Annotated in this window: 13 protein-coding genes and 1 other RNA gene; 9 read left to right on the plus strand and 5 right to left on the minus strand. The window is 56.4% G+C overall.

Going from position 1 to position 13,547, the window contains the following annotated elements:
• Positions 1-15 precede the first annotated feature (15 nt).
• Both ssrS and BMI79_RS17150 read left to right on the plus strand, forming a co-directional pair.
• A non-coding RNA gene (ssrS, locus tag BMI79_RS17145) (6S RNA) lies at positions 16-199 on the plus strand.
• Between the two features lie 34 nt (positions 200-233).
• A complete protein-coding gene (locus BMI79_RS17150) occupies positions 234-842 on the plus strand; it encodes a 5-formyltetrahydrofolate cyclo-ligase (RefSeq protein WP_076943318.1) in 609 nt (202 codons plus the stop codon).
• A 45-nt stretch (positions 843-887) separates the two neighbouring features.
• Here the strand turns inward: BMI79_RS17150 and serA are convergent, their stop codons facing one another.
• Both serA and rpiA read right to left on the minus strand, forming a co-directional pair.
• Positions 888-2,126: a phosphoglycerate dehydrogenase gene (gene serA / locus BMI79_RS17155; protein WP_076943319.1), complete on the minus strand. Its 1,239-nt coding sequence runs from the start codon at positions 2,124-2,126 to the stop codon at positions 888-890.
• 311 nt (positions 2,127-2,437) lie between these two features.
• Entirely contained in the window at positions 2,438-3,097 is a 660-nt protein-coding gene (rpiA, locus tag BMI79_RS17160; protein WP_076943320.1) for a ribose-5-phosphate isomerase RpiA, read from the minus strand.
• Between the two features lie 152 nt (positions 3,098-3,249).
• Between rpiA and BMI79_RS17165 the strand changes: the two genes are divergently transcribed.
• Positions 3,250-4,143, plus strand: coding sequence for a LysR family transcriptional regulator ArgP (locus BMI79_RS17165; RefSeq protein ID WP_076943321.1), 894 nt, complete (start codon positions 3,250-3,252; stop codon positions 4,141-4,143).
• A gap of 225 nt (positions 4,144-4,368) precedes the next feature.
• Here the strand turns inward: BMI79_RS17165 and BMI79_RS17175 are convergent, their stop codons facing one another.
• From BMI79_RS17175 to BMI79_RS17185, 3 genes are all read right to left on the minus strand, one after another.
• Positions 4,369-5,097: an oxidative stress defense protein gene (locus BMI79_RS17175; RefSeq protein ID WP_076943323.1), complete on the minus strand. Its 729-nt coding sequence runs from the start codon at positions 5,095-5,097 to the stop codon at positions 4,369-4,371.
• 84 nt (positions 5,098-5,181) lie between these two features.
• Positions 5,182-5,799: an arginine exporter ArgO gene (gene argO / locus BMI79_RS17180; RefSeq protein ID WP_076943472.1), complete on the minus strand. Its 618-nt coding sequence runs from the start codon at positions 5,797-5,799 to the stop codon at positions 5,182-5,184.
• 157 nt (positions 5,800-5,956) lie between these two features.
• Positions 5,957-6,775, minus strand: coding sequence for an IclR family transcriptional regulator (locus BMI79_RS17185; RefSeq protein ID WP_076943324.1), 819 nt, complete (start codon positions 6,773-6,775; stop codon positions 5,957-5,959).
• Positions 6,776-7,149: 374 nt separating this feature from the next.
• On the opposite strand from BMI79_RS17185, the gene BMI79_RS17190 reads away from it, so the two are divergent.
• The 6 genes from BMI79_RS17190 (at position 7,150) to BMI79_RS17215 (ending at position 13,485) form a co-directional block, all read left to right on the plus strand.
• Positions 7,150-8,691 carry a sugar ABC transporter ATP-binding protein gene (locus tag BMI79_RS17190; protein WP_076943325.1) on the plus strand — a complete coding sequence of 514 codons (1,542 nt, stop codon included), beginning with the start codon at positions 7,150-7,152 and terminating at the stop codon, positions 8,689-8,691.
• Complete coding sequence (locus BMI79_RS17195) at positions 8,681-9,766, plus strand: ABC transporter permease (RefSeq protein ID WP_076943326.1); 1,086 nt, start codon at positions 8,681-8,683, stop codon at positions 9,764-9,766. The genes BMI79_RS17190 and BMI79_RS17195 overlap by 11 nt, the downstream gene beginning before the upstream one ends.
• A 14-nt stretch (positions 9,767-9,780) precedes the next feature.
• Complete coding sequence (locus tag BMI79_RS17200) at positions 9,781-10,869, plus strand: ABC transporter substrate-binding protein (protein WP_076943327.1); 1,089 nt, start codon at positions 9,781-9,783, stop codon at positions 10,867-10,869.
• Between the two features lie 14 nt (positions 10,870-10,883).
• Positions 10,884-11,732, plus strand: coding sequence for an SMP-30/gluconolactonase/LRE family protein (locus BMI79_RS17205; RefSeq protein WP_076943328.1), 849 nt, complete (start codon positions 10,884-10,886; stop codon positions 11,730-11,732).
• Positions 11,733-11,987: 255 nt separating this feature from the next.
• Entirely contained in the window at positions 11,988-12,986 is a 999-nt protein-coding gene (gene yiaK, locus BMI79_RS17210; protein ID WP_076943329.1) for a 3-dehydro-L-gulonate 2-dehydrogenase, read from the plus strand.
• Positions 12,987-12,996: 10 nt separating this feature from the next.
• A complete protein-coding gene (locus BMI79_RS17215) occupies positions 12,997-13,485 on the plus strand; it encodes a NanQ anomerase/TabA/YiaL family protein (protein WP_076943330.1) in 489 nt (162 codons plus the stop codon).
• Positions 13,486-13,547 lie beyond the last annotated feature (62 nt).

The raw sequence follows: 13,547 nt of genomic DNA on the forward strand, positions 1-13,547 counted from the left end.
GGCAATGAGTAAAAAATTTCTCTGAGATGTTTGCCAGCGGGCCAGTCCCCTGAGCCGATATTTAGTACCAATAGAATGTGATGACTCGTGATCGGTGTGCATGCTCGGCCCGTCCGAGAAGCCTTAAGGTTGCGACATCATGTTCACCTTGAACCATGGGTTCAAGGGTTACAGCCTGCGACGGCATCTCGGAGATTCCCTTCACTCGTGGTTTACCACACAAGTTCGCTACTATGTCTTTTCAGCCTCAGTTTATCCAGCAACGCCAAACCATCCGTAATACCATTCGCCAACGGCGCAGAGCCTTAACGCGCACGCAGCAGCATGGCTTTGCGTTACAGATCGCCGCACGCCTCGTCCAACATCCGCGTATTCAGGCCGCACAGCGTATAGCGGTATTTCTATCCTTCGACGGTGAGTTGGATACCCGCCCGCTGATCGAGCAGCTATGGCAACGGGGCAAACAGATTTATCTGCCGGTATTGCACCCGTTCAGCCACGGCAATCTGCTGTTCCTGCGCTATACCCCAGATACGCCGCTGGTGCGCAACCGCTTTAATATTCTAGAGCCTGCGCTGGATGTGCGCTGCGTATTGCCGGTGTTGCAGTTGGATGTCGTTCTAACGCCGCTGGTGGCATTCGACGCGTTAGGCCAACGCCTGGGAATGGGCGGCGGATTTTACGATCGTACCCTGCAGAATTGGCAGCATGGCGGCCCATACCCAATGGGGCTGGCACATGATTGCCAGCAGGTAGATCCGTTACCGGTGGAACACTGGGATATCCCGCTGCCGGAGATCATCACGCCCTCACAAATCTGGGCTTGGCAGAAGCTGGAATAGCAAAAGGCCGGATCGCTCCGGCCTTTTGGTCTAACACAACCTTAATCAGAACAGCAGGCGTGCGCGGATAGTGCCTTCGATCGCTTTCATCCGTTGCAATGCGGCATCTGCACGCTCGGTTTCCGCTTCGATATCGATCACCACATAACCGATTTCCGCACCGGTCTGCAGGTACTGCGCGGCGATGTTAACGCCTTCTTCTGCGAAGATCTGGTTAATCTGCGTCAGAATGCCTGGGCGGTTTTCATGGATATGCAGCAGGCGGCTGGAGTTCGGGCCATGCATCGGCAGTGAAACTTCCGGGAAGTTAACCGCAGACAGCGTAGAACCGTTGTCGGAGTATTTCGCCAGTTTCCCGGCCACTTCGTCCCCGATGTTTTCCTGCGCTTCCTGGGTCGAGCCCCCGATGTGCGGCGTCAGCAGCACGTTATCGAACTCGCATAGAGGTGAATTGAACGGATCGCTGTTGGTGGCAGGCTCTTCTGGGAATACGTCAATCGCAGCCCCCGACAGATGATGACTCGCCAGCGCATTGCAAAGCGCAGGAATATCCACCACGGTACCGCGCGAGGCGTTAATCAGAATCGCCCCCGGCTTCATCAGCGCTAGCTCTTCTGTACCAATCATATTCTTGGTCGACGGCGTTTCCGGCACGTGCAGCGTTACCACGTCGCTCATATTGAGCAGATCGGATAAGTGGCGCACCTGCTGAGCGTTGCCCAACGGCAGTTTGTTCTCAATATCGTAGAAGAACACTTTCATACCCAGGCCTTCCGCCAGGATACCAAGCTGGGTACCAATGTGGCCGTAGCCGATAATCCCCAGCTTCTTGCCACGCGCTTCATAGGAACCCACGGCCAGTTTTTGCCACTGGCCACGGTGTGCTTTGGCGTTGGCCATTGGGATACCGCGCAGCATCAGCAGCAGTTCGCCCAACACCATTTCAGCCACGGAACGGGTATTGGAGAAGGGGGCGTTAAATACCGGGATACCGCGTTTGGTCGCCGCTTTCAAATCAACCTGGTTGGTACCGATACAGAAACAGCCCACCGCCACCAGTTTCTCTGCGGCAGCAAAGACTTCTTCGGTCAGATTGGTGCGCGATCGAATACCGACGAAATGCGCATCGCGGATGGATGCCTTAAGCGCTTCGGTGTCTAATGCACCTTTGTGGTATTCAATGTTGGTATATCCGGCCGCACGCAGGCTGTCTACCGTGCTTTGATGAACCCCTTCCACCAACAGGAATTTAATCCTGTCTTTCTCCAATGATACTTTTGCCATTTACCCGACCCTATATTCAGACTTCAGAAACGACTGTCACAAAACAGCACATCCCCCCAACATAACAAAAATAACGCGCCCGGCAATACAAACGATTGCCCGCCGATCAGCACAAGGCTCATTGATGCCGGTGGTTTCTGGTGGAAGATGCCATAGTGGGAGAATTTAGTAGGAGCTTAGCGGAGGTTATTGGCATAACGTGACATATATCACTAAATTTAGCGCTTTTAAGATAAGATATTTTTTAGCCCAAAATCGCCAGAAGCGGCAAACCATCAGGGCGCAAGCTACTGCGCCCCTGTTCAGCGCCTTTATTTAATCACTTTCTTGACGCCATCCGGCGTGCCCACCAGCGCAACGTCCGCACCACGGTTGGCAAACAGGCCGACGGTGACCACCCCGGCGATACCGTTGATCTTGTTTTCCAACGCTACCGCATCAAGAATGTTCAGGTTATGCACGTCCAGAATCACGTTGCCGTTGTCGGTCAGCACGTTCTGGCGGTATTCCGGCAGGCCGCCCAGCTTCACCAGCTCACGCGCCACATAAGAGCGCGCCATCGGGATCACTTCCACCGGCAGCGGGAATTTACCCAACACATCAACCTGCTTGGTTGAATCGACAATACAGATGAATTTGCGGGCAATCGCGGCAATGATTTTCTCGCGGGTCAGGGCCGCACCGCCGCCTTTGATCATCTGCATATGGCCGTTGATCTCGTCCGCGCCGTCAACGTAAATATCCAGCGAATCCACTTCGTTGCTGTCGAAAACGTGGATCCCCAGGCTTTTCAACTTGGCGGTAGAGGCGTCGGAGCTGGATACCGCCCCTTCAATCTGATTTTTGATCGAGCCGAGCGCATCAATAAAATGAGCCGCCGTAGAACCTGTGCCAACCCCCACGATGGTGCCGGGTTTCACATATTCCAGCGCCGCCCAGCCTACCGCTTTTTTCAGTTCATCCTGAGTCATGTGTGTTCATTGCCTGTGTGCGAAAACGTGTGCGTATTATAGGGTAAATCGCCGTTTTGCACTCAGACGGGATCACACTTATTTCACCCGGAAAAGCGCAAAAATGTGGCATAGTGCAGGTATCAAATTATTTTTATAGGGATATCTCTCCGATGAAACGCCCAGACTATCGAACGCTGCAAGCGCTGGACGCGGTGATTCGTGAGCGTGGCTTTGAGCGCGCGGCACAAAAACTTTGTATCACCCAATCGGCAGTATCCCAACGTATCAAACAGTTGGAAAACCTGTTCGGCCAACCGCTGCTGGTGCGCACCGTGCCACCGCGCCCGACTGAACAGGGGCAGAAACTGCTGGCGTTACTGCACCAGGTTGAGCTGCTGGAAGAGGAGTGGCTGGGGAATGATAATGGCGTCGATACCCCATTATTGCTGTCGCTGGCGGTCAACGCCGACAGTCTGGCAACCTGGCTGTTACCGGCGTTGAAACCGGTTCTGACGGACTCACCGATCCGCCTGAATCTGCAGGTCGAAGACGAAACCCGCACCCAGGAACGCCTGCGCCGGGGTGAAGTGGTGGGTGCGGTGAGTATTCAGCCGCAGCCGTTGCCGAGCTGCCTGGTGGATCAGTTGGGCGCGCTGGACTATCTGTTCGTCGCGTCCAAAGGCTTTGCCGAGCGCTACTTCCCCAACGGCGTGACCCGCACCGCGCTGCTGAAAGCCCCTGCGGTGGCGTTTGATCATCTCGACGATATGCACCAGGCATTTCTGCAGCAGAACTTCGATCTTTCGCCGGGCAGCGTACCCTGCCATATCGTTAACTCCTCGGAAGCCTTTGTGCAGCTGGCACGGCAAGGCACCACCTGCTGTATGATCCCGCATTTGCAGATAGAGAAAGAGCTGGCCTCGGGGGAGTTGATCGATCTGACGCCGGGCCTATTCCAGCGGCGGATGCTGTTCTGGCACCGTTTTGCGCCGGAAAGCCGCATGATGCGCAAGGTCACCGATGCGTTGTTGGCTCATGGGCATCAGGTACTAAGGCAAGACTGATATAACCTTCATCTTTCACGTTGCAGGTATGTTGGTTGCGCTTTCCTGCATATTGAAATCTATTGGGTATATACCCAAATAATTCGAGTTGCTTGTAGGCGGCAACAGAGCGAAGCCCCAGGAGCTTACTCCAGTAAGTGACTGGGGTGAGCGAGGGCAGCCAACACCCAAGCAACTTGAAGTATGACGGGTATAGAGGGCGCAATGGCTGCGCCCTGCGGGCTATTACTGCGCCGCGTTACGCTGCAACTCAAACACCACATCGACCTGATCGTCAAAGTGAATGCTCTGCTGCTCGTAGGTCTGCGCCGCATCGTTTTCCGGTGCAGCAGCCGCTTTAAACATACGCGCTACCGGCATAGGTTGCGCGTTGGCCACGTGATAGCGAATGCTGTAAACCGGCCCCAAGGTCGCCTTAAAGCCTTTCGCCAATGAGGCTGCTTGCTGAGTGGCGTTTTCAATTGCTTTCTGGCGCGCCTGCTCACGATAAGCATCCGGGTTGGCCACACCCAGTTCAACCGAGCGAATCTCATTCAGGCCAGACTTCAGCGCCCCGTCCAGCAGATCGTTCAATTTATCCAGTTGGCGCAGCGTCACCTGCACCTGGCGCACCGCACGATAACCTTTCAGCACCGACTCACCGGTTTTCAGGTAGTCATATTCCGGCTGCGTGCGCAGATTAGCGGCGTTGATATCTTTCTTTTCAATACCGTTTTTTTGCAGGAAATCGAAATATTGCGCCACGCGCCCGTCGACCTGCGTTTTCGCCTGGGCGGCATCTTTGGAGGTAACGCTGACTTCGATCGCCAACGTGGCGATATCTGGCGTCGCATCCACGCTGGCCGTACCGGAAGTGATCACGTGCGGCCCAGCGGGCAATTCCGCCGCCTGCAGCGCCAGAGGTAACGCCCCAAATCCAATCATTGCGGCCATGGCCAATGCTTTCAGCTTCACAGGTGTCTCCTTTAGATGGCTTATTGCCTAAAGCTAAAACCTAACATATCCGGCGGAGATTTAAATTCGGATTAGTGACAAATTCTACAGATTTGCTCCACTCCAGGCCAATTGTAGTGCAATCGCCCACATCACCACGCCAACCAGAACGTTGATAATCCGTTGTGCCAGCTGGGTTTGCAGCCACGGAGCCAGCCAGGAAGCCAGCAAGGCCAAAGCGAAGAACCAGGCGAGCGACGCGCTGGCCGCCCCAAAGGCAAACCAGGAGCGCACCTCAGGCGCCAACTGGCTGCCAAGGCTGCCGAGCACCACAAAGGTATCAAGATATACATGCGGGTTCAGCCAGGTCACCGCCAGCATCGTCACCACAATGCGCCAACGGCTTTGCTTCATCTCTTCGGCGGTGGCTAGGGCCAAGTGCTGGCTGAACGCAGTGCGGAAAGCCCCCCAGCCGTACCACAACAGGAAGGCCACTCCCCCCCAGGTGACCAGCAACAGCAGTAGCGGCGAACGGCTCAGCAAAGCGCTACCGCCAAAAATACCGGCGCAGATCAAGGCGATATCGCTCAATGCGCACAGCGAGGCAATCATCAGATGATATTGGCGGCGGATCCCCTGGTTCATCACAAATACGTTTTGCGGCCCCAGCGGCAGGATCATCGCAGCGCTCAAGGCAAAGCCTTGCAAAAAGATGGTTAACATTTTGTTTCCTCTGGCTATAGAATGCAGGGCTTTTGGCAGCACCTCGAAGGCTGGAACACCAGAAAAGCGGCGCGTGTTATTCAGCACGCGCATCATACGAAGAGATAATTATTAGGGGAAATGGATATTTCTAATCAGGTATCAGCAGAGCTAATGTTCAGCCGTGAGTCACAAACCCCAGCTCCTGAGAAATGCGCTGCGCGGTGGCAAGCAGCGGTTTCATCAGCGCTTTCACCCCAACCTGCTGCAGCTTGGCAGTCGGCAGAGAAACCGATACCGCATAAGGCACCCGCTGCTGAATGTCGAACACCGGTGCGGCAATACAGGAGACGCCCAGCTCATTCTCTTCACGGTCCATCGCCATGCCCCGTTTGCGAATATCCGCCAGTTCTTCATACATATCCGGCAGTTGGGTAATGGTATTGCGTGTTAACGGCTGGATCGTCTGCTGATGGGTTTGCCAATAGTAATCCGGATAATCGCTCTTACCGTAGGCCATAAAAATTTTGCCCATGGCCGAGCAGTACAGCGGCATATGCTGGCCGATATAGGCACGGGTGCGCATCATGCCGGTGGTCGGCTCCAGCTTGTAGATCAGGATAACGTGATCGTCTTCACGGCTGGAAAAGTTCACGGTTTCGCCCACTTCCAGATTCAACTGTTCCAGATGCGGTGCGGCTACATGGATGATATTCAGCGAGGAGAGTGCCTTCTGGCCAATAGAAATAAATTTGGTGGTCAGCCGATAGCTACCGGGGGACGGTGCCTGGGTGACGTAACCGCTGGCGTGCAGCCCTTGCAGCAAGCGATGCACCGTGCTCTTGTTCATCTCCGCCAGCTCGGAGAGATGAGCCAGCGGGCAACCATTGGGGAAGTTGCTCAATATCTCAATCAGTTGCAAACCACGGAACAGGCTCTGGCTGCCCAGAGGTTTATCCTTTTTATCATCTCTCTCATCAATAGCTTTCAGGCTCATAGCGAAATCTCTCCAATGTCGAACCATTCGTCCATACCACGGCATGATCGGCAGGCTCTTTACCGGAGATGTTACTCCAATGGCCGCACCAGGTGAAGATGGAACGCCGTTTCATTGTCAGCAGCCACGTTAAAATGCGCAACGTTCTGGCAACTTATGAAGTGAGTTATACATCACAAATTCGCAAAGACAAAAATAACCCATTGTTTATTAAAAACAATTAAAAACTTTCGGGCTTTGCTTTAGCGCAAGGTTAGGCATATCATTTTTGAAATTGAATTTCGCATAATGAAATACACGGTAGATTTAACCACCAATAGTTCACTAACCTGCCCCAGGCAGGTTGCGCGAACCGGACACCACGGGGGCATCACATGACGCAGAGCAATGCGCATCAACCCATTCTGACACTCAGCCATATCGTGAAGCGGTTTGGCGGCAACATCGCGGTTAACGATGTCAGCCTGCAGGTGATGCCCGGCGAAGTGCTGGCGCTACTGGGTGAAAACGGGGCTGGCAAATCGACGCTGATCAAAGTATTGGCTGGGGTTTACCCACGCGATGGCGGTGATATTCGCTTTCAGGGCCAGAGTATTGTTTCAGCGGCGGCGATAAAGAGTGCCAACCGCCAGCCGATTGCCTTTATTCATCAGGACTTGGGGCTGATCGAATGGATGACGGTGGCAGAAAACATGGCGCTGGTGATGGGCTTTCCACGCCGTTTCGGGCTGATCGACTGGCGCGCCATCCGCCGGCGTGCCGCCGAGGCGTTGCAGGATGTGGGGATTGCGCTGGATCCCGACGCCCGGGTGTTTGAGCTTTCACGCACCGAGAAATCGCTGCTGGCGATCGCACGCGCGGTGGCGGTCAACGCCGAACTGCTGGTGCTGGACGAACCCACCGCGTCGCTGCCCGCCAACGACGTGCGCCATCTGTTTGCCGTGATCAACCGGCTGCGGGCCAGAAAGGTCGGCATGATCTATGTCACCCACCGCCTGGATGAAGTGATTGAGATTGCCGATCGGGTGTGCGTGATGCGCGACGGGCGCTACGTCGCCGGGGGCAACACCGCCGACTACTCGCTGCGCGATCTGGTGCAGACGATCGTCGGCGAAGCGATAACGGGCGATCAGCGCGCACCGCTGCCGGTGCGGCAACCGCCGGTGCTACAGCTCAACAACGTGGTAGTCGGTGAGATTGGCCCGGTCAGCTTCAGCCTGCAGCCGGGTGAAATGCTGGCCTTGGCCGGGCTGCGCGGTGCCGGGCAGGAAGAGATCGGCCGCCTGCTGTTTGGCCTGCGCCAGCGCGATGGCGGTGAAATCCAGTTCCGCAATCAGCCTTACGCTGCCACCAACCCACAACAGGCGATCGCCTGCGGCGTTTCGCTGGTGGCGGGCGATCGCACCGGCGAAAGCCTGGTGATGTCGATGAGCGTGCGCGAAAACCTGTTCCTCAACCCGTGCGCCAGCGGCCGCAAGCTGCTGGCGCGCTACAGCCGCCGCGCCGAAACCACCGCCAGCGAGCAGAAAGTGCAGCAGTTCGACGTGCGGCCAAAGGACGTTGATATCGATATCAGCGCCCTCTCCGGCGGCAACCAGCAGAAAGTGGTGATGGCGCGCTGGCTGCACCTGGGTGCTCCCTTGCTGATCCTGGAAGATCCTACCGCCGGCGTCGACGTCGGCGCGCGGGCGGAAATTTACCATCTATTAAATCAATCCCTGGCGGCAGGCGTGGCGGTATTGGTGATCTCCAACGACTTCGAGGAGATCGCCCATATCTGTAACCGCGCCTTGGTCTTCAACCGGGGAAGCGTGGTTGGCGAACTGCAGAACCAGCAGGTCTCGTTCGCCAATTTATTGGAGCTGGCCTCTGCCAGCACCGGGGAAGTTGCGCTGGAGAAACAGCATGTCGAATAAAACATCCGTTAAATCAACGGCATTAGAGCAACGTGTCAGCCTGACGCAGGACGGCGCTGGCCCGTGGCTAATGCAGATCCTCACCCGCTACGGCCTGCTGTTGCTGTGCGTCATGCTGGTGATCCTGTTTTCACTCACCACCCCGTCGTTTGCCTCCATGCTGACGCTGCAGGCGATCCTGTCGAGCAAAGCCAAGATTGCCCTGCTGGCGTTGGCCGCCACCATTCCGATGATCGTCGGCAAGATCGACCTTAACGTCGGTTTCGGCATTGTGCTATGGCACATTCTGGCGATCACCCTGCAGGTGGAATACGGCTTTTCCTGGCAGATGGCGGTGTTGGCCGTGCTGGTGATTTCCGCGCTGTATGGCCTGCTGAACGGCATTCTGGTGGCCTTGGCTGATATCGACAGCTTCGTCGCCACTCTGGGTTCCGGCACCGTGCTGTATGCCATCGCCCTGTGGCACTCTGGCGGGCGGCAGATCGTCGGGGATTTGCCCGACGCCTTTATCGCCCTGCATCACACCGAAATTGCCGGTATCCCGATCGTCGCCTTCTATGTGCTGATCGTGGCCGTGGTCCTGTGGTTGATCACCGAGCACACGCCGCTCGGCCGCTGCATGTATGCGGTAGGCGGCAACCCGGCGGCGGCTCGGCTGAACGGCATTTCCGTCAACCGCTTCACCATTGGCGCTTTTATCGCCTCAAGCGTGCTCACCGGTTTCAGCGGCGTGCTGATCGCCGCTGAACAAGGCGTCGGGCAGGCCAGCGTCGGCATGGATTACCTGTTACCGGCGCTGGTCGGCGCCTTCCTCGGCAGCACCACTATCCGCCCAGGCCGGGTCAACGTCTGGGGCACGGTGGTCGGTATAGCCATTCTGGCGATCGGCATTGCCGGTATCCAACAGTTTGGCGGCGAGTTCTGGGTTGAACCGTTATTCAACGGCGCCACCCTGCTGCTTTCCATCACGCTGGCGGGTTATGCCCAGCGCCGCCGGTTACTCAATCAAAAAGCGGTACAACACAGTCAGGCGGCTTTAGCCGAAAACAATAACCAGAAAGCGATCAATCCTTAATCAGGAGTTCACGTATGAAACGTTTTTGGATGTTATCAGGGGTCACCACGTTGCTGTTAGCCACCGCACCGGCGTGGGCGGATGCTTACCTCGATCAGGCCACCGCCGCGGTCAATAAGGCCACGGCCAGCGCCACACAATGGGACGGCCCCACCAGCGGCCCACGCTTGCAGCCGAACAAGAAAATCATCTTTATTGCCTCCGACATGAAAAACGGCGGCGTCCAAGGGGTGCAGCAAGGGCTGAGCGAAGCGGCCAAAGCGGCTGGCTGGCAGTTGGAAACGCTGGACGGCGGTGGATCGGTGAAGGATCAGCTGTCATCACTCAACCAGGCGATTGCTCAGAAGCCAGACGGCATCGTCATCGGTGGCTGGAACCCCAACGTCGCCAAGATCCCGCTGAAAAAGGCGATTCAGCAGGGCATCGTGCTCACCGCCTGGCACGCGGTGCCGGAACCGGGCCCGATCGCCAAATACGACGTGTTCTATAACGTTACCTCCGATTCCAACGAGGTAGCACGCATCGCGGCACAGTACGCGGTGGTGAAATCCGGCGGCCAGGCCAGCGTGCTGATCTTTACCGATTCGCTGTACCAGATCGCGCTGGACAAGGCTAACGTGATGAAAGAGGAGATCGGCAAATGCAGCGGCTGTAAAGTGGTGGAGTTCATCGACACGCCGCTGGCGGACACCGCCAACCGCATGCCCGCCATGACCTTCAGCCTGCTGCAGAAATACGGCGATCAATTCCAGTATGCGCTGGCGATTAACGATCTGTATTTCGACTTTATGGCCCCGGCGCTGAAAACCGCCGGGAAAGGCGGCCAAAATGCGCCGCATAACATCTCTGCCGGCGACGGTTCTATTTCTGCCTATCAACGCATCCGCTCGGGCGACAGCCAAGCCGCCACCGTGCCAGAGCCGCTGAAACTGCACGGCTGGCAGCTGCTGGATGAGTTCAACCGCGCCTTTGCCAACCAGCCGCCATCTGGCTACGTTACCCCGGCGCACCTGGTCACCCGCGATAATATCAGCGCCAATAACCTGTATGACCCGCAAAACGGCTATCAGGAACATTACAAAACCATCTGGGGCGTAAAATAAACGGAGGGGCTGGCATGAACGCACAATCATTGGAACGCTTATGCTCGCCCGCCATCTGGGCCGAAGGCCCGGTATGGCTGCCACAACAGGATGCCGTGGTGTTCAGCGATGTGAAGGGTAACCGCATGTTTCGCTGGGCGCGCAACGGGGAACTCAGCCTGTGGCGCTCCCCTTCGAACTATGCCAACGGCAATGCCCGCGACAGCCAAGGGCGCGTGGTCAGTTGTGAACACGGGCGGCGCGCCATCAGCCGCACCGAGCATGACGGCAGCATCACACTGCTGGTGGAACGCGTTGACGGTAAGCGCTTCAACTCCCCCAATGACGTGGTGGTGCGCTCCGACGGCACCCTGTGGTTTACCGATCCGCCTTACGGCATCATCGGCGACGAAGAGGGCTACAAATCAGAAAGCCAGGTGATCGGCTGCTACCTGTACTGCTTCGATCCCCGCGACGGCTCGCTGAATATCGCTGCCAGCGATCTGCAGCGGCCCAACGGCCTGGCTTTTTCACCAGACGAACGCCTGCTGTACGTGGCGGATATGTCGATCGTCGATTTCCCCACGCTTGGGCGCAGAGAACTGCGGGTCTACCCGGTAGAAGGGCGCAAACTGGGGGCTAGCCGCCATTTTGCCCAGGTTGCGCCCGGCTTCCCGGACGGCTTTTGCCTGGATGCTGCCGGTAATCTGTTCTGTAGCTGTGCCGATGGCATCACCATTTTTAACCCTCAAGGCCAGAAAATCGGCAAGATCGCCGTGCCGGAGCGGGTTTCCAACTGCACCTTTGGCGGGCCAGAGGGTAATGAACTGTACATCACTGCCACCACGTCGCTGTACCGGGTTACCCTGAATACTCACGGGTAAACACGGGTTATACCAATGCAGGGTGAGCCCGCCTCGCCCTGCTTCCCCACGTCTGTAGCACGCCAACACCACCAAAATGTGTCGACGATCACAAAATCGCCACATCAATTTAACCCACTGTTTTTAAGCACTAATTTTCCATTCCTCTGCTTTGACTTCCCCCCCATGCAGGTATAGCATTTATTTGAAATGTGATTTCGCATAATGAAATTTAAAGAGCATGAAAAATACAGATCGCCGTAACGGAGAAGCAGCATGAGAGTGAGTTACACCGAACTAAAACAGCAATTCAAACGCGTGTTGCTGGCACGGGGCGTGGCGGAACAGACGGCGGATGAATGTGCCGCAATGTTTGCGGAAACCACCGAAAGCGGTGTCTATTCCCACGGCGTAAACCGCTTTCCGCGCTTTATTCAGCAGTTGGAGGCCGGTGACATCGTTCCCGACGCCAAGCCGAGCAAGCTGCTGGCGCTGGGTGCTATCGAGCAGTGGGATGCCCATCAGGGGATCGGCAACCTGACCGCGCGCCAGATGATGGATCGCGCCATGCAACTGGCGGATCAACACGGTATCGGCCTGGTGGCGCTGCGTAATGCCAACCACTGGATGCGCGGCGGCGGCTACGGCTGGCAGGCGGCGGAAAAGGGTTATATCGGCATCTGCTGGACCAACTCGATCGCCGTGATGCCGCCTTGGGGAGCCAAACAGTGCCGCATCGGCACCAACCCGCTGATCGTCGCCGTGCCGAGTAACCCGATCACCATGGTGGATATGTCGATGTCGATGTTCTCTTACGGCGCACTGGAGATGAATCGCCTGGCGGGCAAAACGCTGCCGGTGGACGGCGGTTTCGACAATGACGGCAACCTGACGCGCGATCCGGCCACTATCGAAGAAAATCGGCGCATTCTGCCCATGGGTTACTGGAAAGGCTCGGCGCTGTCGGTGGTGCTGGATATGATCGCCACCCTGCTTTCCGGTGGCAGTTCCGTGGCGGAGGTAACTGAAGATCACCGCGACGAATATGGCGTTTCGCAGGTGTTTATCGCCATCGAGATCGAACGTTTGATCGACGGCAAAACGCGCGATGAAAAATTACAGCGCATCATGGACTACGTTACCAGCGCCGAACGCGATAACCCCGATGTCGCTATTCGCCTGCCTGGCCACAGGTTCCCACGCGTCCGCGCCGAGAATCAGCGCGATGGCATCCCGGTTGACGACCGCATCTGGGCGCGCATTCAGGCACTTTAAGGAGCAGACCATGATTTTCGGCCATATTGCCCATACGGCAGCAGAGCACTATCCCCCGGCAATCGCTAAAGCGGTGGCCTATTTGCAGAACACCGACTTCACCGCCCTGCCCGCCGGGCGCTATGAAGATGCGGAAACCGGCTATCTGGTGCAGGTGTTGGATTTACACACGCAAAATAAAGATGAGCTGCGGCCAGAAGTGCACCGCAAAAATATCGACGTGCAGTTTCTGGTGAGCGGCACCGAACTTATCGGCGTCGCGGCAGATAATGGTCAAAACCTTATTGAACAGGAGTTATTGGAACAGCGGGACATCATTTATTATCAGAACGTGGAAAATGAATCTTGGTTAACCATGCAGCCCGGCAATTTCGCGGTATTTTTCCCGCAGGACGTTCATCGCCCAGGCTGTATTAATCAGCACCCCTGCGATATTAGAAAAGTGGTGGTAAAAATACCGGTGGCATTAATTTCAGACAAGAAAGAAATACTAAATTAATCATCCAATACTAATGAGTTAAGACTATTCAGTTCCCTCTCCCTCGGGGAGAGGGTTAGGGT

The sequence above is a fragment of the Serratia oryzae genome, from assembly GCF_001976145.1.
GTDB classification, from domain to species: Bacteria; Pseudomonadota; Gammaproteobacteria; order Enterobacterales; family Enterobacteriaceae; genus Chania; species Chania oryzae.

What these genes read in the sequence shown, in the direction of transcription:
- BMI79_RS17165 (WP_076943321.1), top strand. Translation starts at nt 3,250, where the DNA reads ATGAAACGCCCAGACTATCGAACGCTGCAAGCGCTGGACGCGGTGATT.
- BMI79_RS17185 (WP_076943324.1), bottom strand. Translation starts at nt 6,775, where the DNA reads ATGAGCCTGAAAGCTATTGATGAGAGAGATGATAAAAAGGATAAACCT.
- BMI79_RS17195 (WP_076943326.1), top strand. Translation starts at nt 8,681, where the DNA reads ATGTCGAATAAAACATCCGTTAAATCAACGGCATTAGAGCAACGTGTC.
- BMI79_RS17200 (WP_076943327.1), top strand. Translation starts at nt 9,781, where the DNA reads ATGAAACGTTTTTGGATGTTATCAGGGGTCACCACGTTGCTGTTAGCC.
- yiaK (WP_076943329.1), top strand. Translation starts at nt 11,988, where the DNA reads ATGAGAGTGAGTTACACCGAACTAAAACAGCAATTCAAACGCGTGTTG.
- argO (WP_076943472.1), bottom strand. Translation starts at nt 5,799, where the DNA reads ATGTTAACCATCTTTTTGCAAGGCTTTGCCTTGAGCGCTGCGATGATC.
- rpiA (WP_076943320.1), bottom strand. Translation starts at nt 3,097, where the DNA reads ATGACTCAGGATGAACTGAAAAAAGCGGTAGGCTGGGCGGCGCTGGAA.
- BMI79_RS17215 (WP_076943330.1), top strand. Translation starts at nt 12,997, where the DNA reads ATGATTTTCGGCCATATTGCCCATACGGCAGCAGAGCACTATCCCCCG.
- BMI79_RS17150 (WP_076943318.1), top strand. Translation starts at nt 234, where the DNA reads ATGTCTTTTCAGCCTCAGTTTATCCAGCAACGCCAAACCATCCGTAAT.
- BMI79_RS17205 (WP_076943328.1), top strand. Translation starts at nt 10,884, where the DNA reads ATGAACGCACAATCATTGGAACGCTTATGCTCGCCCGCCATCTGGGCC.
- BMI79_RS17190 (WP_076943325.1), top strand. Translation starts at nt 7,150, where the DNA reads ATGACGCAGAGCAATGCGCATCAACCCATTCTGACACTCAGCCATATC.
- serA (WP_076943319.1), bottom strand. Translation starts at nt 2,126, where the DNA reads ATGGCAAAAGTATCATTGGAGAAAGACAGGATTAAATTCCTGTTGGTG.